Origin of the sequence: Nocardia sp. NPDC023852 (genome assembly GCF_040639505.1) — a bacterium.
Taxonomy (GTDB): Bacteria; Actinomycetota; Actinomycetes; order Mycobacteriales; family Mycobacteriaceae; genus Nocardia.
Map to the genome: position 1 here is coordinate 43,546 of NZ_JBFAAB010000017.1, position 25,354 is coordinate 68,899.

The window sequence follows — 25,354 nt, forward strand, 5'->3', positions numbered from 1 at the left end:
CTAATGTTCGGCCGGTGCTTGGACATTCACATGCGACCAGTGGCGCCCTGGCCTGGTCGGCGGCGGCCGCGGCGCTTCCGGTTACGGTGCTGACCTATCCAGCTCTACAGGATGCGACGGGACATCTCGGCATCGTCGACCTGCTGCTCGGGGTCTTCCTCACCGCTGGAGCGGCACTACTCCCCGACGCGGACCACCCCGATGGAACGATCGCCCACGCACTGGGTCCGATTACACACTCCGCGTGCAAGCTCATCTCCTGGATCTCAGGCGGCCACCGTCACGCCACACACTCATTGGCGTTCGTCGCGGCAGTCGCCTACGGCACCTGGGCCGGCGAGCACTGGCTCGGACGATGGTTCACCCTGGGTCTCGTGTTCTTCCTGCTGGCGCTGGCCGTCCGCGCACTGCACCTGTGTCCGTCCGGCCACAGCTTCAAAGCGTGGGGACCCATTGTCGTCTTGGCCGCTGCGGGAACCTTCGCGATGGACCATTGGATCGCGGACAAGCCGGTGTGGTTGCCATTTGCCGTCGGCCTCGGTGCGCTGGCCCACCTGATCGGCGACTGCCTCACCGACCATGGATGTCGATTGTTCTGGCCCTTCGACATCCGCGTCCGCTTCCCGATCATCGATCGAACCGGGAACAAAGTCGAAATCTGGATCGTGTCACCGCTGTTCACACTCGGCACCCTTGCCATTCTCTGGTACACGATTACACACCAGCCCTGACACCGCGTCGTCGGACGCGTGCTCCGTCATCGAACGGTAGGTGACGAACAAACTCCGGATGCCAGGCGATTCCCAGAGACTCTCCGATGCATCGTCGGCGATCTACAAGCAAAGTCCAGACGTGGCCGCCCTGGCGCTCCCCTGCCTCATTGTGAGACGACCGAGCTGGATGCCCCTGGCCTCGTTGCGTTTTTGGTGAAGTGGACTGAGTGTGATCGATCAGTGAAAGGTGATTCATTGTTAGATGCGCATATCTACGTAAGGACATGTTTTATAGCTCGCTGGCTGACACCGGCTCCGGCACTGGGCTTCGCCCACCTGGGGCCGTGGGCGCCACCTTCCCTGCCACTATTTCCCACGGAACTCCGCACTCTCCCGGCTACCCTGATTCCATGCTCCCATCGACAATGCGGCCGGAGCGCTGGACTCCTCCGCACGCTCCGGCCCGCGCACGCCGAACCCGGAGCGTCCCACCACTTCCCGCAGTGAAGCGATTAGAGCTGCCCGGCAAAGGCCCCGAGGATGTGGTGCTCTCCCCCGACGGCAGGTTGATCGCAGGCACGGAGAACGGAGCGATCCTCAGCATCGATCCGGCGACCGGTGACGTGCGGGAACTCGCGAACACCGGCGGCCGCCCGCTCGGCCTACACGCCGACGGCGACGACCGCATTCTGATCTGCGATTTCGAGCTAGGGCTCCTGGAGCTGACCCCCGACGGCAAACTCACCGTACTGGTCGACGAGATCGACAGTGAACGACTCCGATTCGCCAGCAACGTGGTTCGGGATACCGACGGGACGATCTACTTCTCCTCGTCATCGCGCCGGTACTCGCTCGACGAGTACATGGGCGACATCTTGGAGCATTCCGGGACCGGCCGCCTATTCCGCCGCGACCTTGCGGGCAAGGTGGAGACCCTCATCGACGACCTCCAGTTCGCCAATGGCGTCGTTCTCGCACCCGACCGTTCCTGCGTGGTGGTCGCCGAGACCGGGGGCTACCGCGTGACTCGATACTGGCTGACCGGGCCCGAGGCGGGAACCTGCGATCGGCTGATCGAGAATCTGCCGGGATTCCCGGACAACATGGGCCTCGGCAGCGACGGCCTGATTTGGATTGCCCTTCCCTCGCCGCGAAATCCGCTGCTGGATCGCCTTCTTCCGCTGCCGGGCATTCTGCGCCGCATCGTATGGACGCTTCCGGAGTGGATGCAGCCCAAACCGGCCAAAACGGTCTGGGTAATGGCGGTCGATTTCGAGGGCAAGGTGGTGCACGACCTCCAGATCGAGGGCACCGACTACTCGATGGTGACCGGTGTGGTGGAGCAGGACGGTGTGCTGTATCTGGGCAGTCTCATCGAGTCGGCGGTGGCTGTGTCGCGGGTGCCCTGAGCCGGCGCGCCCGCTCCACCGCGGGGCGGTCTACGGGGCCATGCCGCCTTGGCTCACGACAGAAGCGCAGCCCTCGGTTCCGCCCCGCCCATGACACCATCGGTGAGTCTCCGCTGGGCAGGACGTCGATTCGCTGCGCACCATGTCCCGTTCGTCGTTCAGAGGAGGTCTTCGGGGTCGGCGTCCGCTTCTAGACGGACGTCGGCGGCGAACTGGGATTCGGGGTCGGCTTCTTCGGTGTGCGCGGCATACAGCAGCTGGCAGCCACGGATGCCGTCGAGGAGGTCTTCCAGGAGGTCGAGGGCTGGGCGCGCGGGATCGAGCCGGCTGATGCGAAAGCCGGCGAGCATCGCGTCGCGGGTGTCGGCGTCGACGCCGAATTTGTGTGCCTGCGCTTCGATGTCGGCGACCCGCGCGACGAGGCCCCAAGGCGTGGGTACGCGTCCTTCGTGCACCGCCATGGCTTCGGCGATGAGGTCGACGACCACGTCGGTCGGGGTCTCTCCGGCGCAGAGCCGTTCGAGGACCAGGGTGGGGGTCTCGACCTGGAGCGCCTCGATGTCGTCGGCTTCCGCGACGACATCCGTGGTCGGAACGTTCGCGGTCTCCCCCGCCACTTCGGCCGCCGCGTAGAGCCAGTGGGCAGCGGCGACGGAGGCGGAGGCTGGATCGAGTTCGGTGAACAGTTCGATGGTGCCGAGTGGGTCGGAACGCAGCAGGGCGTCGGCGGCGTGGACTTGGGCCGGGGACACATCGGGCCGGGACAGTTCGACCGCTTGGCGTGCGCGGCCGGAGAGGTCGCCGCGCTCGGCGGATTCGATGGCCACCTGTTCGGTGCGGACCTCGGCGAGCACGGTGTCGCGCAGGGCGTCGGCGCCGATCTCGTGGAGGGTGCGTCCGACGCAGTGTGCGGATTCGACGACGCCGCTGTAGGAGACGAGCAGTCCTTCTTCGGTGGGGAGGTTGGGGGTTCGCAAAGCGCCTTCGACTTCTTTGAAGTTCCTGCGTTCCTCGGCGCGACGCCACGCCTCGCTGTTGGGGACATCGGGGTCGCCTGCGGCGCTGGCCGGGTGGGTGTAGGTGCGCCACTGGAACCGCGACAATGTGGTGAGGTTCGACGCCAGATCGGTGGCCTGGTCGGTGGTCACCTGCGGAGGCAGCGTGGCCACGGACTGGGCGAGGTCGCCTCGTCCGGTTGCCCAGGTGGCGACGAGGGCGGTTCGGTCGGCGTCGAATGCGTATCGGGTCACCCGGCAAGTCTGCTCGATCTGTGGCGGATGCGCGCGGCCAAGTGGTCGGCCCCGCGGCGACGTGCCGCGTTTCGCGGGTGCATGCTGGGAAGATAGGGGTATGACTCTCGATCATGGTGATCCCGGCGATGCTCCTTCGGTTCCGCGGCCGCTGGCGCCGCTGCTGAATCCGGCTCGTCCCACGGCGGCGGAGGAGGCGAGAACCGTTGCGGCGGCGACGAATACCGCGACATTGGCCAGCCTTGCCGAGGACGGGTCGCCGTGGGCGTCGTTGGTGACCTATGGGTTGTTGGACGGGCAGCCGGTGCTGTGTGTGTCGCGGTTGGCTGAGCACGGCCGCAATCTGGAAGGCGATCCGCGGGCGAGTCTGGCGATCGTGGCGCCGGATCCGCCGGCGGACCCGCTGGCGGGTACGAGGATCACATTGTCGGGTGTGGTGGAGCGTCCGGTCGGTGTGGAAGCGGTAGCCGCGCGGGAGGCGCATCTGGCGGCGGTTCCGGCGGCGAGGACGTATATCGACTACAGCGATTTCTCGGTGTGGGTGTTGCGGGTGCGGCGGGTGCGCTGGGTCGGCGGTTACGGCCGGATGGATTCGGCTAGCGCCGAGCACTACGCGGCGGCCGAGCCGGACCCGGTGGCGCCGGTGGCGGCGCCTGCCATCGCGCATCTCAACGACGATCATGCCGAGGCGTTGCTCGACATAGCGCGGGCGTGGGGCGGCTATCCCGATTCTACCGAGGCGAGTTGTGAGCGTGCCGACCGCTACGGGTTGGATCTGCGGGTGGTGACGCCGCGTGGGGTAGCACGCACGAGGGTGGGTTATGCGGCGCCGATTGGTTCGATCGGTCGGTTGCGGGAGGCGACTGTGGAGTTGGCGCGGCGATCGCGGCGGGATTGAGTCCTCGCGGAACCGTGACGGTACTGCGATCGGCGACACGGCTGGCTCTACACCTGAGGTCAGCAATCTGACAGTTACGCTACGGCGATGCATACACGCAGACGCCGGCGCGGGTGGGCCGCGCCGTTCGCCGCGGCGGCCGTGTTGACGGCGTCCGGCGTTTCCGCTGCTCAGCCGCCTGGGCATGTGCCGGAACTCGGTGCGGATTTCCTGTGGGGTGTGTCGGCGTCCGGGTTCCAGTCCGAAGGGCACGCACCGGATAGCAACTGGCGGCGCTATATTGCCTCGGGTGAGACGGCGGACCCATACCACGATTCGGTGGACTTCACCCGGCGCTATATCACCGACATCGGCCTAGCGGAACGGCTTGGGGTGAAGGTCTACCGGGTCGGTATCGAGTGGGCGCGGGTGCAGCCGGCGCCGGGTACCTGGGACGAGGCGGCGTTCGGTTTCTATGACAACGTGATCGCCCGGATCGTCGCGGCGGGTATGCGGCCGATGCTGACCTTGGATCACTGGGTGTATCCGGGTTGGGCGTTGGAGCGTGGTGGGTGGCGCGACCAGGGGATGGTCGAGAACTGGTTGGCGAACATGCGCAAGGTGGTGGACCGTTATGCCTCGCGCAATCCGCTGTGGGTGACGTTCAACGAGCCGGCCGCGTATGTCGGCACCGAGTTGCGCACCGGCGGGATCAGTGTCGAGGAGGCGCCGGTGATGCTGGATCGGATCGCGCAGGCGCACAACGATATCTACGATGTCATCCACCGGTTCCAGCCGGACGCGCAGGTGACCAGCAATCTGGGCTATGTGGCGGGTGCGGAGACCGAGGTCAATCAGCCGATCGTCGATCGGATCGCGGCGAAGTTGGATTTCGTCGGCGTCGATTACTATTTCGCTCGGCTGCCGGAGACCGGGGCATCAGCGCAGGGTGGTGCCGAGGGCGGTCCACCGCTCTGGGAGTTGCCGGTGCAGCCGGAGGGTATCTACTACGCATTGCGGCATTACGCGCGGCAGTTCCCTGATCGGCCGCTGTATGTGGTGGAGAACGGTATCCCGACGGAGAACGGGAAGGCTCGTCCGGACGGTTACAGCCGTGCCGATCATCTGCGGGACACGGTGTACTGGCTGCAACGCGCGAGAGCCGACGGCATGAACGTGATCGGCTACAACTATTGGAGTCTCACCGACAACTACGAGTGGGGTTCCTACGCGCCGCGGTTCGGTCTCTACACGGTCGACGTGCTCACCGATCCGACACTGACTCGCCGCCCGACCGACGCGGTCGACGCGTATACCCGGCTTATCCGTGCGGGTGGGGTCGACGCAACCTACCTCCCGACCCGCGCCCCGGTTCCCTGCCTACAGATCGATGCGCCGCAAGCGTGCCCGGAGGACGGATCCGCTGAGGAGTGAATGGGTTTCGAACTCGTTTGCGGTACGCGCGCTCTTCGGCTCGGGTCGACGCAGCCCGGCGGTGCTGGACGGGTGTTGTCGAGTCGGTCCCCGGTGCGGATCGAATGCGCTGGCATCGTGACGGGTGGCGTTTGTGGTACCTCCGGAGATCCGGCGACGGCCGACTTGGTGAGGGATGTGCGTGGCTGCGGTAACGTCGGCTGAGAGCATGTGTCGCGTTCGCGGGTGACGCACGGTCCACCCGGAAAGGTGATCGATGAGGTCCGATAGCCATCTTCCGCTTGCCATGGACTACACGGCGGCATCCTTTTCGGAGTGCTTGCGCCAGTACGCACCAGAGTTGCTGCCTGACAAGAGTGTCGACGCTGTAGGCATCGGCGGCGCGGACATCGCGCCGCATGGGACGACGATCGTGGCGGTCGGTTATCGCGGTGGTGTGGTGCTCGCCGGTGACCGTAGGGGGACCATGGCGCATCTGCTGTCGACTCGCGATATGGAGAAGGTTTTCATCACCGATACTTACTCGGCGGCGGGTTTCGCGGGCACGGTCGGTATGGCACTGGAGCTGATCCGGTTGTTCGCGGTCGAACTCGAGCACTACGAGAAGATCGAGGGCGCGTCGCTGACGTTCGACGGCAAGGCCAACAAGCTGTCGAAGATGGTGCGCGACAACCTGCCGGCCGCCCTGCAGGACATGGCGGTGGTCCCGCTCCTGGTCGGCTACGACCTGGATGCTACCGATCCCGAGCAGGCCGCGCGGATCGTGTCTTTCGACGTGGTGGGTGGCCGTTACGAGGAGCGGTTCGGCTATACGGCGGTCGGTTCGGGTTCGCTGTTCGCGAAGTCGGCGCTGAAGAAGACCTACCGTCGTGATATCGATGAGCAGGGGGCGTTGCGTATTGCCGTGGAGGCGCTGTTCGACGCGGCCGACGACGACACAGCGACGGGCGGTCCGGATCTGCTGCGTGATATCTATCCGACCGCGGTGGTGGTTGACGCCGAGGGCGCCGTCGAGGTCGGCAGTGACCGTCTTGCGGAGATCGCCCGTGCGATCGTCAGCGATCGTGCTGCTGCGGAAGACACTGACGACGGCGTGCGCTCCGCATGACGCAATCCAACAATCGGTCAAGCGCCCAGGATTGATGCGCGCTACCGCGCCGCTTATCCGAGGACGAATGTGATCGAACTCGCAAAGTTGACATGTTAAGCGTGTCACAGGAATTGCGTTGCGTGGCAAATCGAAGCCGGCGTGCCCCTTCGCATGTCGAGGGGCTCGCAACCGGGAGCAAAGGCAAAAGCCAAGATCAGCGCCCTCGGTGAAAAGTTACCGGCCGGTTGGATCACAGTGCTGGTTTGCGGCGTCGGGACCGGCGACAACGCATGGGAGATCGATCACGCTTGATCCGTTCCGCCTCGGCACTTACCGTAATTTACGTCGATGGCCGATGTCGCCCATTCGAATTCCATCTCACCGAAAAGCTGTGTTCCCAGCCACGGGGCAATTTGTCCAAATGGACGTTATTGCCTTGGGCGGCTGAATAATTCACGCGACACCATCGAAACTGGAGCAATGGTACAACCAACCCCTTGGCAAGTGAACGAAGCGCAATCCCGTCGGAGCCAGAACTCCGCCCGCCCGACACTCGGCGCGGCGCCACGCGGGGAGGATCGTCGATCGGAGTGGGGCTATCTGTTTGCCGCCGTCGGAAGCGTGGTCACCTTCATCCTGTTGTTCCAGCCGTGGCTTTCGGCGTCCGGTTCGGGCGGCCGGGTCAGCACCGACGCCTTCGGCCGGGTAGACGGGATCACCAGCAGTGGCGCCGACGACTCGGCCAGCTACGGCGACTGGGGCGTGTCCAGCTTCGGCAACATGGAAATCACCGGCGTCTGGGGCTTGCTGGCGAGCGGCGCCATGGTGACAACTGTGTTCGCGGTGATAGCGCACCGGCGGCTGCGCACCGAGGTGCTCTCCTGTCTGATCATGGGTTCCAGCGCGGCCGTGGCGCTTCTGGTCCTCATCACCTTGATGTATCTCGATGCCAAGGGACCCGAACTTCGCAGCCTGACTGTCCAGCACGAAGGGTTCGGCTCGATCATGGACAGGCTTTTGGGTGCGTCGACGGCTTCGGATGCCGATCCGCGTCCCATCGCCAGTGCAGGCTTGACTCCCGCGGCGTTGGTCGGCGGCTTGACGGCTTGCGGTACCGCGGTAGCCGCGCTCGCTCAGGGCACCCGCCGGTACGCGGCCAACCTGCTGTGGCGCGCCGCCGAACCACAGCCGGCGTCGCAGCCCGTGCCCGTGGCCGCGGTTGACGTACACATCGAGCAGACACCGTCGGAACCGGACAAAGGCCTGGCCCTGTGGGAGGAGCTGGTCTTCGACGACGATGTGATCGCGAACGTCACCTGGGTGCGGAATCCGTTGGCCGCGCCGCTGCACCAGACCCCCGACGGCTCGGCCACTCGCACCCCGATACTCATCGGCTAGCAGGGTGATAGGTGCCGCCACTGTGACCGTGGCGGCACCTTCGCCGTGGCCGGCGGAGTGATCGACTTGGAACCGGTCCCGTCTGCGCTGCGGCAGGGGCGGAATGTTCAGCGGCCGGCGCACGGTGAAGTACTCCCCCGTGTGGTCGATCGGCTGGACCCGGTCCGCGTCCAGCGCCGCGGCACCGTCTCCGGCGGAGGTCAACGCCCCGGGCTGCTGGCTAGTGATCGCGGCCGCGTACACACTGACGGCACCGCTGAGGCCAGTGAGGGTCTTCAGAGGTCGGTGGCGCACGTCGGCATTGCCCATGGAGCTGACGCTAGCCGTTTCTGCTCCTGGACCCACGGGTTGCGATCAGCGTGATCCTCTCCGGCCGAGCCGGATCGAGAAACCCGAAGCTTCCCCGAATCATGTCCCGAGCCGGACACATCACGACCGTGGCGGCGGAGCCCGCGGCGGCCCGCACCGTGGACGTCGCGGGGCGGTGGCGTCGCGGGGCGTTCGTCAGTGGTCGACGATGCCGCTGATCTCGTTCGGCGCCGAAGGCAACGTGGTTGTGGCCGTGACGGCGTCGGTGGTGAGGTCGACTCGCAGAACCTTTTTCGTCGCCGGGTCGGACACATAGGCTATGGCGCCGCGGGCGAAAAGAGCCGGGCGCGGCTGCTGCCACTGCAGCGGTTCCTGCCACGGGTCGGTGACCTGTATTGTGCGGGTCACGCTGCCCGCGACCGGGTCGATGACGTGGATTCGGCCGTCGGTGCCGAGGATGAGAGCCTCGCCCTGCGGGCCGCGGGCCAGCGAACGGAAAGTGTAGCTCGTGCCGATGACGACAAGACGCAAGGTCCCCGTGGTGGTGTCGATCAGCGAAACCTGCTGCGGCCGTTCGAGTTCCGCATCCGGGTCTTGCTTGTAGTCGCCGAGCACGATCGGCGAGGCCTCGCTTCCGGACTGGTTGCCGATACGGCCGTAGGGTGTCGGGCTCGTTACCTTCGTGATCACACCGTTGCGGTAGACCAGTGCACCGTTCTGGCAGCCGATCACGACTGCCTCGTCCTTCGCGGTGGCTTCGCCGTGCGCGCCCGCACAGTCCTCGTTGCGGGTGATCTCCTTTCGATCGCGGTCGAGGACGGCGATGCCGACACGCTTCTCTTCGGTGCCGAGCGTGACGACCAGTTGACCGTTGGCCAGTTCGATCGCGACACCGTGGTGGGGCGCGGCCGAGCGATACATCTCCGTCCGCGGCTTGCCGCCGTTGAGCTGGGCGGGATCGAAGACGGTGACCTCGCCAGTACCGTCGGCGAATAGCACCGTGCGCCCGGCGTGCCGCACGACGTGGCCGGGTTCCGCTGCGGGAAACGCGATATCGGTGAATTCGGCGTGCGCGGCGTCGAAGACGCGGAACCTGTCCTTGGTGGACACCATCAGATGCTGACCGTCACCTACGGGATTGAGCCGGTTGAAGCCGTCGAGCCGCACCTCGCCGCGCTGTTCCAGCGACGTTCCGTCCAGGACGTAGATGCCGCCGTCGTAGGTGAGGGCGATCGGTTCGCCGATCGGCGGGTGCGCGGATTGGTCCGAACCGCATCCGCTCAGCGCGACCGTCGCGGCGATCAGACCGGACAGGGCCACATTTGTGGTGGCTCGTGACCGACTAGGCATGTGCTGCTCCATTTCTCGTGCGACTTCTAGGCCGGAGGCGCGGTGAGCCCGCGGACGATGGCGGCTGTGTTGGTGCGCATCATGTCCAGGTAGCTGCCCGCTCCGCTGCCCGGCCGGGTGAGCGATTCGCTGTGCAGCGCGATCACCTGAATGTGCACGCCTACCTGGTCGGCCAGGACGCGGGCCAGTCGGTCGGGCTGGGAGGAGTCGGCGAAGATCGCGCCGACTCCCGCGGTGCGAATCGCGCCGGCGAGCGCGCCGAGATCCGACGGGCTGGGCGAGGCGAGCGTCGTACCGCTGGGGATCACCGCCCCGATCACCTGGAAGCCGAAACGCTGTGCCAAGTAGCCGAAGACGTGATGGTTGGTCACCAGCTGCCGCCGTTCGGGCGGTATCACTGCGAACTGTTCGGCCATCCACCGGTCGAGCTGGTCGATCTCGGCGAGATATCGGTCGGTGTTCGCTCGCACCGTGTCGGCGTCGATGCCGCGCACATGGTCGAGGACGTGCGCGCTGATCACCTCGACGGCGCGGTGCACGCGATGTGGATCGGTCCAGAAATGCGGGTCGGCCCGACCGGCCGACTCGTCGGCCACGTAGCTGATCGGATCGATGTGATCGGCCACCGCCAAGGCGGGCACTCCCGCGGAGCGGGCCGCGGCCACGTTGCGTGCCACCCCCTCCTCGAGACCGAGTCCGTTGTACACGACCAGACCCGCGCGTTCGAGTTCAGCTGCCTGCTTGGCAGAGATCGCGAAGGAATGCGGATCGGTGTCGGGGGCCATCAGCACCGTCACGTCGGCCGCGTCACCGACGACGGCGCGGGTCAGGTCGCCCAGGATGTTGGTGGTGACGACGATTCCGCTGCGGTCGGTCGTGCTACCGCAGGCCGTCGGCGCCGCGAGTAGAAGGCAAGCGACCAGGCCGCGGATCAGTATCCTCATCGGCCGGTCTCCACCATCAGCGTCGGGGCGATGTCCAAGGGGAAGGTGCGGGCCGAGCGAAGGTTGTCGTTGTAGGCGATTTCGTGCACGGCGCGGCCTGCCGGGTCGTTGACATAGGCACGGTTGGCGTCGACCTCGATCACCGGCAGCGTTCGGTCGCCCACCGGTGCGGCGAGCAGCGCAACTTGCGCGGTCTGCCTGCCGGTTCCGGCGTCGAGGGCGTGCAGGGTGCCGTCGCGGGTCAGCACCAGCAGTGCGGAGCCCTCCCCCGCGGTGTTCACCGCGACGGCGTCGGCGATCGGCACCAGAGTCCAGGTCTTCTTCCTGATATCCAGCACCCAGACACCGTCGCTCCCGGCAAGGGCGGTCAGGGTGGTGCTGCCCGGGCGATGGGTGAATTCCATGGCGCGGCCGCCCATTCCGCGCGGGTACGGGATTTTCTCGGTACCGAATGCTCCGTCGCGCCGCGCGAGCACCAGTGCGCCGTCGGCGCAGCCGATCGCGAGTCCGCGCCGTGTCACTGCGTGGCCACGGGGGTCCGGGCAGGGCTCGGTGGCGGTCGCCGCGACCGCTCCATCTCGAGTCCGCACCTCGACTCGGTCAGCGGTGGCGACGACGAGGTGCTCGGCGTAGGGCACAGCGGCGCCGCGGTCGACGCGACCGCGTTCGATGATCGAACCGGCATCGAGCGAGCCGCGGTCGAGCAGAATCGTCCCACCGTTGTCGAAGCCGACGGCCGCGATCATCGGATCGCTGTGCGCATCGGACACTTCCGCGCCGGAAAAGGCGCCGACGGTGCGGACCTGTGCGCGGTAGTAGTGGACATGGTCACCGTGGTCGACTATCCATGCGCCGCTGTCGACGACTCGCACCGAGTCCGCTGCGCCCAAATAGGCGAACCGACCGTCACCGGCGATGTGGCGTGCACCCTGGACCTGGTCGGCCTGCATGACCTCTTCGGTGATGAGGTCGATGACCCGGACCGCGCCGGTGCTCCCGTCCGCCACCACAAGACGTGTCTGCGGCTCGGCCGTTTCCTCCGCGCCCGCGACATAGCCGTGTGTCGTCTCCTCGGTGACTGGAGCGTCTCCGCCGCCCGCGCCGCAGCCCAGCAATGGCAGAGCGGCGAGAACGACCATCAGCATGGCCCCCGCTCCTCCTCCGGCCGACCGGACCCGATCCCGTAGTGCGGAGGCCATCGCGGACACGAAGAACGTCGCCACCGCGACGGCGGCGATCGTGGCCCCGGCAGCGATGTCCGCATGCCATGAAATCCACAATCCGGCGAAGGTGGACAGTGATCCCAGTGCGGCGGCGACGAGCATGATCACCGGGATGCGGCTCGACCAGTACATCGCCGCCGCTGGCGGGGCGATCAGCAACCCGAAGACGAGCAGGGTGCCGACGATGTGGAACGACGCGACGATCGCCAGCGTCACCAGGCCGACCAGCACGGCGTGCGCCGCCTTGGGGCGCAGTCCGAGCGTGTGCGCCTTGCGTGGATCGAAGGTGAGCGCGACGAAGGCCCGATGGCCGAGGACGGCCACCGCCGCGGCGACCACGAGCGCGACGGTTAGATAGCCGAGGTCGCGTTCGCGCACAGCCAGCACGTCGCCGAACAGGAAGCCGGTCAAGTCGACTGCGAACGACTGGGAGCGCGAAACGATGATCACACCGGTCGCGAGCATCCCGACGAACAGAAGTCCGATCGCGGTGTCGGGTGCGAACCGTCTATTGCGTCCGAGCACCGAGACACCGAACGCCATTGCCGCGCAACTGATCGCCGCGCCCAGCAACAGGTTGCCGCCGAGCAACGAGGCCACCGCGACTCCCGGCAGCATGCCGTGGGCCATCGCGTCGCCGAGAAAGGCCATGCCGCGCACCACCACCCATGTTCCGGCCAGTGCGCACACGCAGGACACCAGCAGCCCGCCCCACATCGCTCGTTGCACGAAAGCCACCTCGTACGGGGCGAACAGCCAGTCCATAGCGCAGCACCCTATAGTGATAATGATTATCGTTTCAATCGAGGTGATATGCGACACACTACGGGGCACGCGATCCGCGTCGAGCGGCTCCACGCCGGATACCACGGACGGCCGGTCCTCTACGAGGTGACCGCGTCGATCCCGCGCGGACGGATCACAGCGCTGGTCGGGCCCAACGGATCGGGAAAGTCGACGCTGCTGGGCGTGCTGGCGGGCGTCGTGCGGCCGGAGCAGGGCTCCGTACACCGCACGAGCGCGCACCGTCCCGCATTCGTCATGCAGCACACCACGATTCCCGCGACGCTGCCGTTGACGGTCCGCGATACGGTCTCGATGGGCCGGTGGGCACATCGCGGCCCGTGGCGGCGGCTGTCCAGCGAGGACCACACCATCGTGCATCGCTGTCTGGAACGCATGGCCGTCGGCGATCTCGCGCCGCGCCGCCTCGACACCCTCTCCGGCGGTCAGCGCCAGCGTGTGTTGCTCGCCCAGGCGCTGGCGCAGGAATCCGACGTGCTCCTGCTCGACGAACCTGCCGCCGGCCTGGATTCGGAGTCGCACCAAGAGATTTCGCGCGTCCTCACCGAGCTCGGCGACCAGGGTGTCACCGTCGTCCACGCTACCCACGATCACGAGGAAGCACGGCGGGCCGACCACTGCCTCGTTCTGCGCGACGGGCAGGTCCGGGCCGAGGGGCCCCCGGCAACGGCATTGTCCGATCGGCGACCGCTCTGACGCGAGCACCGGTGGAGCCAGCCCTGCGGTTCCACCGGGTGCGTCATCCGATGATGTCGGCGCCGGGGTGGGCGAGGCTCCATTCCGACCATTTCGAAAGATAGCCGTCCGGGGCATGGGACAGCTGACGACCCCGACGCGGACCGCTGTGACAGGTGCCGAGGTGATCCCAGGTGCCGCCGAGATGGTCGACGAGGCTGCCGGGACGGAACTCGACGGCAGCATCGTCCAGCTCACGTTCGAAGACCAGCCCGCGGAAGTCACCCGCCAGGGTGAACAGCAGCGGTCGCCCGGCGAGCTCGGTCTGCAGGACGCCGCCGTGGGAGCGCAGTGCCGCCACGGGTATCGCGACCGCGGCGCCCGTGGCCGCGTCACCGGCGCCCAAGACCAGCTCAGCCGGCGGCAGTCGGTGATCGATGAGTGCGGGACTGTGCAGGCGCACCTCCCCCAGGCTGGTGTGGGCGGCGTCGGGATCGAGTACGCCGGGCAGGTCGGCCACATGCGGGCGGGTTCGCATCTCGTCACCGGCCAACGCAACGGTCGTCGCCGGAAAATCGCGCGACCACGAACCCCAGTGGTCGATGAAGGCCGGGAGCCTGCGCAGCTGCGCGCCCGCGAGCGGTCCGCTGTGCGCGCGGCCGGTGAACGGATGCCAGCGGCTGTGCGTTTCGACATCCGCGATGGTGAAGGTCCCAAGCGCCCGGTACGGACTGTTGGCCGTCCGCTCCACCAGGCTGAATACCAGTGGCTGAGCACCGTCGCTGTCGGGATCGGAACGAACGCCGATGTCGCACTGCATGCCTCGCACAGGCTCAGAACCACAGGGGTTGTGGGAAACCACGGATATCCCGGTTCGCCGGTGCCGGTCATCGCCTCTGTCCACAGGTAGCCTTCAGGCTCCTCGGACAGCAGAAACGTATCGTTGACCAAGTGGTGGTTGGCGAGGATCCACCACGGATAGGCGCGCGCCTGCGCACCGACGAGCACACCGACCACCGGATCGTCGCCACGCATGTGATCCGCGCGGTTCGCATCGACGACCGGCGGGTTGTTCAGCGGCAGGAACCACGGCCGCTTCCGCGCCGGGGAGAAGCCATCGGCGCGGCTCATCGGGAACCGCCGCCTTCATTCCTGCCGAGGAAGGCGAACAGCTCTACCTTGTCGATGATCGGCTCATTCCGCTCATAGGCAACGGACTTGACCCAGCGCAACGCCGCGTCGAGTTCACCGTCGGTGAGGGCGATGCCGTGTTGCGCGACCACCGCCTGCAGGACCCTTTTGCTGGCAAGCTGAGTGATCTCGATCCGCGGTTCGACTCCGAGCACGGCCATCGGATCAAAGGGACGGAACACACCTCGATCCAGGAATGGTGTGCCGGTGGAGATCGAATTCACGCCGGTGCCGCAGATGGGGTCGGTGACCTTCAGCGGCACCCCGGTGATCCGGCTGACATTCGCTGCGATCGGTACGACCCGGTGCAGATCGGGAGGCTGCTCCCACAGGTCGACGGGTTCCCCCACCGCGCTCTTCACCGAACAGACGACGCCGGAAAGTGCGACGACCACCTGTTCGGTCGCCGCGAGCCCATTCCGCTCGCCCAAGCCCATCCAGGAGGACGCGACCACACGGACGCCCTGCGCCACCGATTCCATGATGTTGGCCAGCGCAAAGCCGAGATCGTTGTGCAGATGGACCCCCACCACCGCGTCCGCGACGTACTGGGGATCGTTGGCGTCCGCGCCTGAGAGCGCCACGTCGATCGGGATACCGCCACAAGTGTCGAGAGCGTAGGCGAGGCAGTCGAGTCCGCGCTGGAGTGCCTGCGCCCGTGAAGCCATGCCCAGCGCGTGCGCCAGCTCATCGGACGCCGGGATCCAGAAAGTGATCCTGGGATGTGCGGCGTCGCGCAGCGCGGTACGGCCGAGGTCGATATCGTGTCGCGTGGCTCGGCCGTGTGAGGCGAGCGAGCAGTTGTCGACGCTCTCGGCGAGCACCCGCATGGCCTGCACCTCTTCGGGGCCGATCGCAGGGAAACCCGCGGCGAAGATCACCTGGCTCGGCCCTTCGGAACCGAAGATGCCACCGGTCTCACGGGCGATGAGCGCGCGTTCGGACCCGCTCATGATCGTCTTCGCCTGCGCTCCGTCGCGCGCGCACTCCTCCCAGATCACAAGCCTGCCACGGGATGCGGCCTGTTTCGGCCGGTCATGTGCGCCCATGGGACGTCCTCTCCGATGATGGTTATCGATCCTGGTAGATCCACGGTCGACGGTGCTGGTCGCGAGACTGGAAGTCGGCGATGGCCCTGCTGTGGGCACGGATCAGGTCGATGGCCGTGCGGCCGGTACTCAGCAGCATGCGCTGCACGGTCGTCAGCTCGAACCGCACCGAGCGCCCGTCCGGGAGCACGACCGTGGACCGCACGATGTCGATGGTGAGTGCGATGGTCGTGCGGGCGGTGATCATGGCCGCGATATCGCCGATCCAGCTGCTCGGTACCACCACGGGCACGATCTGGTTCTGCACGCAATTGGCGGCGAAGATGGATCCGAAGCTCGGCGCGATGATCGCTTCGATGCCGGCGTCCCGCAGCGCCCAGACCGCGGCCTCACGGGAACTGCCGCAGCCGAAGTTCGCCCCCGTGAGCAGTAGGCTCGCCGCGCGGAATTCCGGGCGGTCCAACACGAACGGTGCATCGGACCGGCCCCGCCAGCAGGCGAACAGGTGCTGGCCGCAGTCGTCGCCCGCACGAGGCGGAATGTCGCGGGAACGGATGATGAGATCGGTGCTCACGTTATCGATCAGCAGGGGAGCAACCACCCCGGTGCGGGTCGAGCCGGCCATCAGAGCGCTCTCGGGTCGGTGATCGCCCCCGCCACGGCCGAGGCGGCGACGGTAGCCGGGCTTGCCAAGTGGGAGCGCGTCGCAGGCCCCTGACGATGCTCGAAGTTCCGGTTCGTGGTCGTGATCACGCGGCGGCCGCCGAATCCTTCCCCTCCGGCGTAAAAGCACATCGAGCACCCCGGCTCGCGCCAGGCGAAGCCTGCGGCGACGAACACCTCGGCAAGACCCTCGAGTTCGGCTCGGCGCTTCACCTCCTGTGAACCGGGCACGCAGATCGCTTGCACACCTGGGGCGACGATCCGGCCGTGCAGCACCGCCGACGCCGCACGCAGATCCGACAGGCGACTGTTCGTGCAGGATCCGATGAACGCCACGTCGATCGGTATGCCGAGAACCGGCTGCCCAGGGGAGAGCCCCATATAGCGCAGCGCACGGTCGATGTCGTCGGCCCGTACTCCTTCGGGCGCGGGGACGCGGCCGTGAACAGAGACGACTTGCGCCGGGCTTGTCCCCCAAGTTATTTGCGGAGCAACAGAATCACAGGCGACCGACAGTGTCGCAGCGTAGGGTGCGCCGGGATCCGAGGACAGGGCGCGCCACTGGCTCAGTGCTTGGTCCCAGGCGGCGCCCGTCGGGGCATGCGGTGTGCCGGACAGGAACTCGAAGGTGGTGTCGTCCGGGGCGACAATCGCGGTGCGGGCGCCGAATTCGACGGACGATGCCCTGACCGGGGTCGTTCACGTCGAACAGGCGCAGCGCGTGTCGGCGCGCTCCCGCGCGCAGTTCACCGATGAACGTCGCGCCTCGCGGCACCGATGTCCGATCGGTGCGGCCGGGTTTCGTCTCCACGACATGATCGACTGTCGCGAACACCGACTCCGGTCGCGCCACGGGTGTGCCCGCATCGCTCAGCTTGCGCAACACCAGCCCGCCACCGCGGTCGTGCAGCATGAGACGATCGATATGGAGGACGCAGGCGCCACCGCCGAGGTCTGCCACGACATGCTGCGCCCAGATCTTGTCGATGACGTTCGCCGGCGCTTTTCGCGTCGTTGTATCCATTACGCACCGTCGATCTCGGCCGCCAGCATCGTCGCGATCTGTGCCACAGCGGGTTTCCCGTTCGGCGTGACGGGTAGTTCCGGCCAGATCGCGATGTGCGCGGGGACCGCGGATGTGGGCAGCGCGTGCATCAGTTCCGTACCTAGCTCGGCCGCATCGATGCCATCGCGAGCCAGCACCGCGACGGCGACCGCGGTGCGCCCGTCCACGCGCACGCCCACCGCGACGGCATCGACAACCTCGGGGTGCGCGGCGAGCGCACTCTCGACATCGGTGGGCCATACCCGGGTCCCGTCCTCGAGCGTGATCACCCGGGAGCCACGGCTCTTGATGTAGACGTAGCCGTCTTCGTCCTGGTAGCCGAAGTCGCCGGTGTACACCACCGTCTGTCCGGGGAAGGCGCCGTGGGTACACAGTTGGGTCGCCGTCAGTTCCGGCTGGCCGAGATAGCCGTGCATGATCCCGGGCCCGATATGGGCGATTTCGCCCACGGTACCGACCGGTGCCAGCGCCTGTTCATCGCGCGCGATGAACAGTGTGGAGCCCTCGACGGCCCGTCCGACACTGTCGATCCGGTGCCGGTGCTCCGGTGCGTTGATCGGAAAGTGCGTCATCTGCCGCACCTCGGCCTGTCCGTAGATCTCGAATACGCGTACACCGGGGCCGAGACGGGCGAACAGTTGTCGCAGACGTGAGCGCGGCATGTGCAGTCCACCGGTGAAGATGTAGCGCAGCGTCGGCACGTCGCCGAACAGCGGCTCGTCGACGGCGCCGCTCGCCAGAGCGGCCGTCCACATCGGCGTGGCACCGCCCAGGCCGGTGATCCCCGACCGCCTGATCACGTCGCCGAGTTCTTTGCCCCTGGCTCGGCTCAAATGCAGTGCCGCGCCGGTGAACAGCGTGCTGAAGATCTGGACGAGCCCGAGATTGCTGCCGAAACCGACGTTGCACAACAGCCGGTCGTTCGCCGTGATGCCGCTCCCGACGATCTGCACGTCGGCGAAGTGCTCCAACCCTCGGCGGGTGCCGAGGACGGCTTTCGGCCGCCCGGTCGACCCCGAGGAGAAGTGTGCCTCCGCGATGCCGGGAAAACCGGCCGAACCGGCACGAACCTCGTCCGCCGATGGATCGAGGCCGCCGGGCCGCACTCGAATCGGGGGGAACGCGGCCCGGTCGTCGTCCGACAGCAGCCCGGTGCCGAACTCGTCGACGAGCACTCCGATGGGATCCATCCGCTCGATGAGCCAGCGCCGATCGCCGGGCGAAAACCGTTCGCTGAGAAAGCAGAACGCCCCACCTTGTAGTAGCAGTGCACAGGCCACCGCGACGGATTCCGGGGTCTGCCGGGTGAGCAGCGGCACCAGATGCCCGGGGCCGACGCCGAGCGCGGCGAGTTGCCTGCGGTATCGGCGGACCGCCACCCGCAGCTCACCGAACGTCATCACCCGCGGGGGCGTGTGTTCCTCGTCGACGACGGCGGGGCGGTGGTCCGGCCAGGCGGCGAGAGCGGTCGCGAGTCGTTCACCGAACATGCGGCCCGGTCTCCTTCGTGCGGGCCGGACGGGCGTGTTCGGGAATCGTGTCCCAGGTGGCGAGGGCTTGCTCGATGAGCTCGGTGTCGGAACTCCAGCCGTATTCGCCCGCGATTCCGCTGACCTCGCCCGGTCCGGGCTTGTAGATCGGGCGGGTCACCATGCCGTGTTTGATGCGCTCGCGAGGGAAGTCGACACAGACGTTGGCCACGGGATCCCGAAAAACGTTCATCGGCTCGTCGCCCTGCTCCAGCTTGCGCAGTTCGCGTAACAGCAGCTTCCGGTACTTGATGATGCCGGTGTCGGAGACGCCCAGCTTCTCCCGATCGCGCTCAGCGATGGCACCCTGCTCCACCCAGGCCATGTAGTCCTGGTTGAAGCTGAAATTCAAAATCCAGTCCCCGAATTCGTCCTTCAGCGGTACATAGCGAAACGGTATCTGCCGCTGCCGAGGAGCTTTGGTTCCGGGCGCTGTCGGAAAGACGTAGAGCGAGATGTGATTGGTGTGCGTGTCGTCGATCGGCACCCGGAATTGCATCGTGTAGGCGAACTGGCATCCGGTGACGAGGATATGCGGAAAGATCACCGGATGGCCGACGGTCCAGTCCTCCTCTGTTCCGGTGTCGCCCTCCACCATTCGCGCCTTTGCCATGCCGTATTCGAAGTCGTAGAAGCGGATTCGGCGATGCCGCTTGCCCGCTGTCGGGCCGAGCCCTTCGAACCGGGTCTCATCCCCCATGTTCGTGACCTGGCGCAAATAGTTCGGATAGTTGGTATGTAGCCACTCGGTGTGCACCGGATCGAGCGAATTCTCTTGGCACTGAAGCCAATTACACGGTAACTCGGCAATGGAAATGTCGCGCACGGCCTCCTCCCACACCAGCGGCGCCCACCGCGGCAGCAGCGGTGCGGAACCGGCGCCGAGATATGCCCACACCAGCCCCGCCAGTTCCTGAACCGGAAACCCGGGTATGCCACAGCTACGGGCGAAATGATCGTTGCCCTGCATGGTCATCTCGAAGGGCTGATCGATACACGAACCATCGGTGGCGAACTTCCAGCCGTGGTATGGGCATCGGATGCCGTCCTGCTCGACCATGCCGAGCGCGAGGTTCACTCGGCGGTGCGAACAGTAGCGATCGATCAGCCCCAGTCGCCCACTGCGATCTCGAAACAGCACCAGATCTTCGCCGAGTAGGCGCACCTCTTTCGTGCGCAGCGGGCTCGAGTCCAGTTCCGCGACGGGCGCGATCGGATGCCAGTAACGACGCATCAATTCGCCCATCGGGGTTCCGCTACTCACCCGCACCAAGCGTTCGTTGTCGGACGATTTCAACATCGGGCACCCTCGACTTTTCCCGAGCTGCATGTGACTTAGGTCACGTACCATTGGATAACGGCCCAATCAATGCGTCGCGCAGGCTGATTCGCACAACTTCGACTCGAACAGCGGCTGCGCCGCGCGGTCGACGAACGGGATGCCACCGTTGCGATCGCACTCGGCGGTCGAGGACGCCCTGCTGTACCTGGATTCTGCCCGGCTCGCCGACGAACTCGGTTCCCGTACCGTCGCATTGCCCAGGGCGGATCACGCGGTCGACGATCATCCTGCGGTATTGCGGTGCGGCGAATCCGGTTGCTACTCAATTACTTCCGAACAGCCAGGGATGGCCTTCCGGAGTGGCGCGGACGTTTCGTGACCGCGGGCTACGCGCAAACGAGTCTGGTCGTCACCCGCGATGGCGAGGTGATCGTAATGCGGCCCGGCGACACCGTGTGGACCCCGCCCGGCGAAGAGCACTGGCACGGCGCGGGGCCCGAGTCGTTCATGACCCACCTCGCGCTGTGGGAAGGCGACGCCGTGACGTGGGCCGCGCGCGTCACCGACGAGGAGTACCGCACCGCCGCCGACCACATCCCGAAGCAGGTGCGTCGATGACCCGCCTGGGCCGCAGGACCGAACCACCCGATCCGCCACTTTGTCTGAGAGCAAACCGTTGTTTTACGTGGTCAGGTGAGGTGATTTCCGGGGTCGCCGGTGGGCGAAGCGGCGCATCACCGGTAGGTCGACCCAGTGGTAGATCGCGGCGGCGGCCAGTACTGAGAGCGCGAAGCAGAGTGTCGTGCAGCCCAGCCAGCCGAGGAATCCGAACTGTCGTCCGCCGATGACCAGGCGGGTGACCAGAACCATGATGGGCAGTTGGATCGCGTAGAACGCGAAGGAGATATTGCCGAGCCACACCAGGGGGCGGGAGGCGATGAGCCCGGAGACCCCTTGCAGATCCCGCGCGGCGATCGTCGCGACCAGGGCGCATATCGGTCCCACCACCAGGGCCGACATCTTGTAGGTCACGGGCACTACCCAGGTCGCCGCGTAGGCGAGTGCCAGCGCGACCACCGGCAGCGTCAACCGGGTGGTGCGCCACCGCCCTTCGATCACCATTCGCGCTACCAGCATCCCGGCGAAGAACTCGGGCAGCCGCGAAAGCGGAAAATTGTAGCTGAACCAGTACGACTGAACGATCGGGATATCAGCCTGCCTGAACCACGCGGGGGAGGCATGCAGTTCGGTTGGCGGGGATACCTCACCCGGGACGAGGCGAGGCGCGAATGCGTTGGTGGTGCTGGTGGGGCCGTCGAGGCCGAGGTAGTAGGCGGTGTTCAGCAGGATGATAAACACCAGCAGACCGGTGATCCAGGGCAGTAACCGGTCGGTGTGTATGCGCCGCACCAGCGGCAGGACCAGCGGGAAGCTCAGGTAGAACAGGACTTCCGCCGCCAACGACCACGACGGAACGTTGAGCCCACCGACGGTCGTCCATTTCGGTACCCAGGTGTGGATCAACAGCAGGTTCGGCACCCAGGCGACGGTGCGGCTCAGCGGCACAGCAGCAACCAGGATGAATGCCGCGGCGGCAACAAGGTGGGTGGGGTAGATCTTGAGTGCGCGCCGCCGAAGGAAGGCCACGGTGGAGGTGCCGGGCCGAAACGACCAGTAGATGATGAATCCCGACAGCACGAAGAAGAACGTGACCGCCGTGGCGCCGAACTGCATCGGCACGAAGTCCTGATGGATCCGGCGGAACAGCTGCGACTTCTGGAACGGGTAGGTAGGCAAGAACACCAGCGCATGGAGAATGAACACCGTCGCCGCTGCCCACCACCGCGCCCCGGTGAGACCGGGCAGACCCCGCCCTGACGGGTTCGGACCCAACGAATCCTGGGTAGCGGGAACCGAAGGCCGCGGCATCGTCGAGGAGGCTGGAGCTGCTCCGTCCGCGGTGGCGGTCACCGCGTGATCCAGCGATGCAGCCCGACAGCGACGGCCGTGTCACCCTGCGCGCTGGCGTGGAAGGGCATGCCGACGAAGTCGGCACGCGGATCGAACAACCCGTTCACCCACGGCTGATCCGAGCACAGACCGTGTCCGGTGGTGACCGCCCGGGAATCGAAGAAGTCGACACCCAGGATAGCGGCCGCCTCCCGCTGCGCGCGATCGAGCCGGTCCATGTACTCCACCACGGCGGCGCCCCGGTTCTGGATGATGGCACCCACGCCGAGAACGTTGGCGCACAACACCTCCGAACCCGGGGGGACCAGTTCCGGGTAGCCGACGAGGACCATCCGTGCCTGCGGTGCGTAGTAGCGAATGTATTCGACGACTGCGCGGATGCGGTCGGCGTACTCTTTCCCGGTCACGGCCCGGTAGTCGGGGCTGCGGCCCTGCTCGGCGGCTTCGAGACCGCAACCGTCGCGCAGGTTGAAGATGCATGGACCCATCGCGGTCCACATCATGGTCTTGCTCGTGCCCCAGGTGTCGTTCATCCCCATCTGGATCGCCACCACCTGGGTGCGCGGACCGAACCCACCCGCGGCGTCAGCCAGGCGGGCTTCGTGGAGCAGGTTGTAGGCGGTTTGGCTCTGGATAGAAGCACCCGGGCACGAGACATCCACGAAATCCGATGTCCCGGCCACCCCCATCAATTGACTCAGCTGAATCGGCCATGCCGCCGGTCCGTGCCGGCACTCCTTCTCGTCACCATCGAGCCGAATGCCGTTCGCGGTGTAGGAATCCCCCAGGGCCACCAGCGCCTTACCGGCGGCCGGTGATTTCGCGGGCTCGGCCGAAGCAACCGTGGCGCTGCCGCCGAGCACCGCAAGGGTGAATACCGAAAGAGTTATGTGAAACAGTCTGATCGTCCGCGACGAAGCACGAACGTTTGTGCCGAACTTCATGGAATCACACACAGCCTTCGCGGATCAGTAACCGGGATGCGGCTCGAAACCCGGGTCCGGAAGCGTTGGCGCCGGCTTCGCCGGAGGTTCTGGCTTCGCCGGAGGCGCTGGCTGCCTGGGCTGTTCCTGGACCGCGGGTGGAGCGGGTTCCTGACTCGGCGGCTCGACCACGCTGGTCACGGTGGTCGGCGGGTTCACCGCCGACGGAACCGGCACCGAACTCGACTGCGGCGCAATACTCGTCACGGACGGCGCGACAACCGTCGTCGAAGTCGTCGCAGGTTCTCCGCCATCCGAGTCACCACACGCGGTCACACTCGGCAATCCAATCAGAACAAGAGAGAAGACAGACAGCACAACAGAGGATCGACTCACAAATATCCTTATCTTCGAAATGTCCTCGTCGATAGCTACACTGAACCAGCTGAGTCGGCATCGAGACCGTACCAGGAACCAGCGTCGAAATCGGCGTCCCAGCGGCAGCAGGATTGATCGCTGTATCCGAACAGGCCGTCGGCGACAAAGCCTCTCGCCGGCACTGGCCAACGCCGAAGAGCAGCCCCTCGCCGTGTTTCTATCAGAATCGTCGCATTACCATTCCCAGCGCCGGCATCACCAGGCGCGGTCGGGAGCGTGCGAGTCACGGTATAGACCATTCCCGAAGCCGAGGCCGGGATCAACACCCCGGTTCTCGGGGCAGGTCGTGCGGAGGACCGAACTTATTGGGAGACAGGCCTAGACCTCCGCATCGACTGTTCTTCGGGGCTCCGGTCGGCGAGTGCCTTGGAGCCGGGATGTCGCCTGCCCGAGCTACCGCGGCGCGTCCCGAGAACGGCTCCGTACGCGACACCTGCGACGAGGGATCCGAGCAGGCTCAGCGGCACCGTGTGGTAGAAGCCTTCGGGTAGGAAATCCTTCCCCCAGAAATTCACCGTAAAGCCTGCGAGGAAGCAGGCGAGCGCCGGGATGCGCCATCGGTCGGCGAAGCCACTCGCAGGGCGGAAGTAGCTGTCGACGTCGCGTTTGTCGACCAAGCCCCACAGCCAGTCGACGATCATGACGAAAGCGAACGGGCCGAGCAACTCACCTGCGCCGGTGACGAACACCTCGGCGTGCGTCAGGATGCCGGCCTGGGCGAGCAGAACACCTAGAACGCCGAGGATGACCGTGACGACGGGCTGTTCCCAGCTGCGCGGTTTGCGCACGGTGTTGAGGGTTACGAGCAGGTCGACGGTCGAGGGATAGAGATTCATGGCGTTGGTATGCAGTACGGCAAGCGCCGCGCCGATCGCCGCCACCGCGCCCCAACCGGTGATCTGCGCGCCGAGGACGGCGATGTTCCAGTCGCCGATCGCCTCCTGCGAGTAGGCGCCCATCACGCCCATGATCACGATGGGCATCATGATCCCAAGGCTCGGCATCAGGAAGTACCAGGTCCGCCCAGCTGTGCGCTCAGCAGGCAAACAGAAGCGCGAAATCGTCGACGTCTTATAAGTCCAGGACAGAATCGAGAACCCGGCGACAGCGGAAACCGCCGTGCCCCATGCCATCGGGGTGGTCTGGCGCGGAACGTGCAGTGAGTAGTGCGTCGCCAGATAGACGGTCAGCGCGGCGTAGCAGACGATGAACAGCAGCGCCGTGTAGCGGTAGAAGTACTCGAGCCACTTGAACCCGAACAGAACGAGCACGATGCAGATACCACCGACGATCCAGTACCACGGTGTCGCAGAGGTGTGACACAACGCCGCGATGATGAGGGCGCCAGTGGCCGTGTTCAGGCCGAAAAAGACGATGTTGACGAAGGAGAACAGCGCCGAGAGCAGAAAGGTCGCCGACCATCCGTAGGTGCGGCGAGCGACCACCAAAGCCGTGAGCGGCAGCTCACGGCCCATCTCGGAGAACAGGCCACAGGGAATCAGGAAGATCAGCCAACTCACCACGATCGCGCCGATCATGTACCAGAGCCCGTAGGGGTACAGAATCGCGCCGATCAGTGGCGTTATCGCGGAGCCGGACGTCATGGCCCAGACAATGAACAACTTTCCCGGTGTGGCAGTGCGTTGGTTGTCGGGTACCGGCGCCACGCCGACCGTCTCGACTTCACCACCTACTCGCCGCAACCACGAATCGGAGTCGGCAGCACCGGCTTCGCTCATCGCGCGAATGTACCGTCAATCAACGGC

At 66.2% G+C, this 25,354-nt stretch carries 22 protein-coding genes and 2 pseudogenes; 8 read left to right on the forward strand and 16 right to left on the reverse strand.

Features of this window, described 5'->3' with window-relative positions:
• Positions 1–14 precede the first annotated feature (14 nt).
• A complete protein-coding gene (locus AB0H00_RS21900) occupies positions 15–731 on the forward strand; it encodes a metal-dependent hydrolase (RefSeq protein ID WP_357268919.1) in 717 nt (238 codons plus the stop codon).
• 392 nt (positions 732–1,123) lie between these two features.
• Positions 1,124–2,122 carry an SMP-30/gluconolactonase/LRE family protein gene (locus AB0H00_RS21905; protein ID WP_357268922.1) on the forward strand — a complete coding sequence of 333 codons (999 nt, stop codon included), beginning with the start codon at positions 1,124–1,126 and terminating at the stop codon, positions 2,120–2,122.
• 158 nt (positions 2,123–2,280) lie between these two features.
• Here AB0H00_RS21905 and AB0H00_RS21910 read toward each other — a convergent pair whose 3' ends face one another.
• Complete coding sequence (locus tag AB0H00_RS21910) at positions 2,281–3,372, reverse strand: hypothetical protein (RefSeq protein ID WP_357268925.1); 1,092 nt, start codon at positions 3,370–3,372, stop codon at positions 2,281–2,283.
• Between the two features lie 100 nt (positions 3,373–3,472).
• On the opposite strand from AB0H00_RS21910, the gene AB0H00_RS21915 reads away from it, so the two are divergent.
• The 4 genes from AB0H00_RS21915 (at position 3,473) to AB0H00_RS21930 (ending at position 8,171) form a co-directional block, all read left to right on the forward strand.
• Positions 3,473–4,270 carry a DUF2470 domain-containing protein gene (locus AB0H00_RS21915; protein WP_357268928.1) on the forward strand — a complete coding sequence of 266 codons (798 nt, stop codon included), beginning with the start codon at positions 3,473–3,475 and terminating at the stop codon, positions 4,268–4,270.
• Positions 4,271–4,357: 87 nt separating this feature from the next.
• The gene (locus AB0H00_RS21920) at positions 4,358–5,683 is read left to right on the forward strand and encodes a family 1 glycosylhydrolase (protein WP_357268931.1); all 1,326 of its coding nucleotides are present in this window, start codon (positions 4,358–4,360) and stop codon (positions 5,681–5,683) included.
• Between the two features lie 256 nt (positions 5,684–5,939).
• Entirely contained in the window at positions 5,940–6,791 is an 852-nt protein-coding gene (prcB, locus tag AB0H00_RS21925) for a proteasome subunit beta (protein ID WP_357268934.1), read from the forward strand.
• 486 nt (positions 6,792–7,277) lie between these two features.
• Positions 7,278–8,171, forward strand: a complete 894-nt coding sequence (locus AB0H00_RS21930; RefSeq protein ID WP_357269143.1) for a hypothetical protein — start codon at positions 7,278–7,280, stop codon at positions 8,169–8,171.
• A gap of 66 nt (positions 8,172–8,237) precedes the next feature.
• Here the strand turns inward: AB0H00_RS21930 and AB0H00_RS21935 are convergent.
• From AB0H00_RS21935 to aztB, 4 genes and pseudogenes are all read right to left on the reverse strand, one after another.
• Positions 8,238–8,393: pseudogene (locus AB0H00_RS21935) on the reverse strand (LLM class flavin-dependent oxidoreductase); the annotation flags it as partial.
• Positions 8,394–8,675: 282 nt separating this feature from the next.
• Complete coding sequence (gene aztD, locus AB0H00_RS21940) at positions 8,676–9,830, reverse strand: zinc metallochaperone AztD (protein WP_357268937.1); 1,155 nt, start codon at positions 9,828–9,830, stop codon at positions 8,676–8,678.
• 26 nt (positions 9,831–9,856) lie between these two features.
• Positions 9,857–10,774 carry a zinc ABC transporter substrate-binding protein AztC gene (gene aztC / locus AB0H00_RS21945; protein ID WP_357268940.1) on the reverse strand — a complete coding sequence of 306 codons (918 nt, stop codon included), beginning with the start codon at positions 10,772–10,774 and terminating at the stop codon, positions 9,857–9,859.
• Positions 10,771–12,762 carry a zinc ABC transporter permease AztB gene (gene aztB, locus AB0H00_RS21950; protein WP_357269125.1) on the reverse strand — a complete coding sequence of 664 codons (1,992 nt, stop codon included), beginning with the start codon at positions 12,760–12,762 and terminating at the stop codon, positions 10,771–10,773. The genes aztC and aztB overlap by 4 nt, the downstream gene beginning before the upstream one ends.
• A 48-nt stretch (positions 12,763–12,810) precedes the next feature.
• Between aztB and aztA the strand changes: the two genes are divergently transcribed.
• Positions 12,811–13,497 (forward strand): zinc ABC transporter ATP-binding protein AztA, encoded by a 687-nt coding sequence (gene aztA / locus AB0H00_RS21955; RefSeq protein ID WP_357268943.1) that lies wholly within the window; start codon positions 12,811–12,813, stop codon positions 13,495–13,497.
• A gap of 43 nt (positions 13,498–13,540) precedes the next feature.
• Here the strand turns inward: aztA and AB0H00_RS21960 are convergent, their stop codons facing one another.
• The 8 genes and pseudogenes from AB0H00_RS21960 to AB0H00_RS21995 all read right to left on the reverse strand — a co-directional run bounded on the left by AB0H00_RS21960 (position 13,541) and on the right by AB0H00_RS21995 (position 20,274).
• Positions 13,541–14,296, reverse strand: a complete 756-nt coding sequence (locus tag AB0H00_RS21960; protein WP_357269128.1) for a DUF3179 domain-containing (seleno)protein — start codon at positions 14,294–14,296, stop codon at positions 13,541–13,543.
• Between the two features lie 125 nt (positions 14,297–14,421).
• Positions 14,422–14,607: pseudogene (locus AB0H00_RS21965) on the reverse strand (DUF3179 domain-containing (seleno)protein); the annotation flags it as partial.
• Complete coding sequence (locus AB0H00_RS21970) at positions 14,604–15,716, reverse strand: hypothetical protein (protein WP_357268946.1); 1,113 nt, start codon at positions 15,714–15,716, stop codon at positions 14,604–14,606. The pseudogene AB0H00_RS21965 and the gene AB0H00_RS21970, both read right to left, overlap by 4 nt.
• A gap of 22 nt (positions 15,717–15,738) precedes the next feature.
• Positions 15,739–16,341 carry a 3-isopropylmalate dehydratase small subunit gene (leuD, locus tag AB0H00_RS21975; protein WP_357268949.1) on the reverse strand — a complete coding sequence of 201 codons (603 nt, stop codon included), beginning with the start codon at positions 16,339–16,341 and terminating at the stop codon, positions 15,739–15,741.
• The gene (locus tag AB0H00_RS21980) at positions 16,341–16,997 is read right to left on the reverse strand and encodes an aconitase family protein (RefSeq protein ID WP_357269131.1); all 657 of its coding nucleotides are present in this window, start codon (positions 16,995–16,997) and stop codon (positions 16,341–16,343) included. The genes leuD and AB0H00_RS21980 overlap by 1 nt, the downstream gene beginning before the upstream one ends.
• Positions 16,879–17,403 carry an aconitase family protein gene (locus AB0H00_RS21985; RefSeq protein WP_357268952.1) on the reverse strand — a complete coding sequence of 175 codons (525 nt, stop codon included), beginning with the start codon at positions 17,401–17,403 and terminating at the stop codon, positions 16,879–16,881. The genes AB0H00_RS21980 and AB0H00_RS21985 overlap by 119 nt, the downstream gene beginning before the upstream one ends.
• Positions 17,403–18,935: a class I adenylate-forming enzyme family protein gene (locus tag AB0H00_RS21990; protein WP_357268954.1), complete on the reverse strand. Its 1,533-nt coding sequence runs from the start codon at positions 18,933–18,935 to the stop codon at positions 17,403–17,405. The genes AB0H00_RS21985 and AB0H00_RS21990 overlap by 1 nt, the downstream gene beginning before the upstream one ends.
• Complete coding sequence (locus tag AB0H00_RS21995) at positions 18,925–20,274, reverse strand: Rieske 2Fe-2S domain-containing protein (RefSeq protein WP_357268957.1); 1,350 nt, start codon at positions 20,272–20,274, stop codon at positions 18,925–18,927. Before AB0H00_RS21995 ends, AB0H00_RS21990 begins: the two co-directional genes overlap by 11 nt.
• A 282-nt stretch (positions 20,275–20,556) precedes the next feature.
• Between AB0H00_RS21995 and AB0H00_RS22000 the strand changes: the two genes are divergently transcribed.
• Positions 20,557–20,874 (forward strand): hypothetical protein, encoded by a 318-nt coding sequence (locus AB0H00_RS22000; RefSeq protein ID WP_357268960.1) that lies wholly within the window; start codon positions 20,557–20,559, stop codon positions 20,872–20,874.
• 63 nt (positions 20,875–20,937) lie between these two features.
• On the opposite strand, the gene AB0H00_RS22005 is transcribed toward AB0H00_RS22000, so the two are convergent.
• The 3 genes from AB0H00_RS22005 to AB0H00_RS22015 form a co-directional block, all read right to left on the reverse strand.
• Complete coding sequence (locus AB0H00_RS22005) at positions 20,938–22,227, reverse strand: acyltransferase (RefSeq protein WP_357268963.1); 1,290 nt, start codon at positions 22,225–22,227, stop codon at positions 20,938–20,940.
• Complete coding sequence (locus AB0H00_RS22010) at positions 22,224–23,171, reverse strand: SGNH/GDSL hydrolase family protein (protein WP_357268966.1); 948 nt, start codon at positions 23,169–23,171, stop codon at positions 22,224–22,226. The genes AB0H00_RS22005 and AB0H00_RS22010 overlap by 4 nt, the downstream gene beginning before the upstream one ends.
• A gap of 719 nt (positions 23,172–23,890) precedes the next feature.
• A complete protein-coding gene (locus AB0H00_RS22015; protein WP_357268969.1) occupies positions 23,891–25,327 on the reverse strand; it encodes a cytosine permease in 1,437 nt (478 codons plus the stop codon).
• Positions 25,328–25,354: the final 27 nt, after the last annotated feature.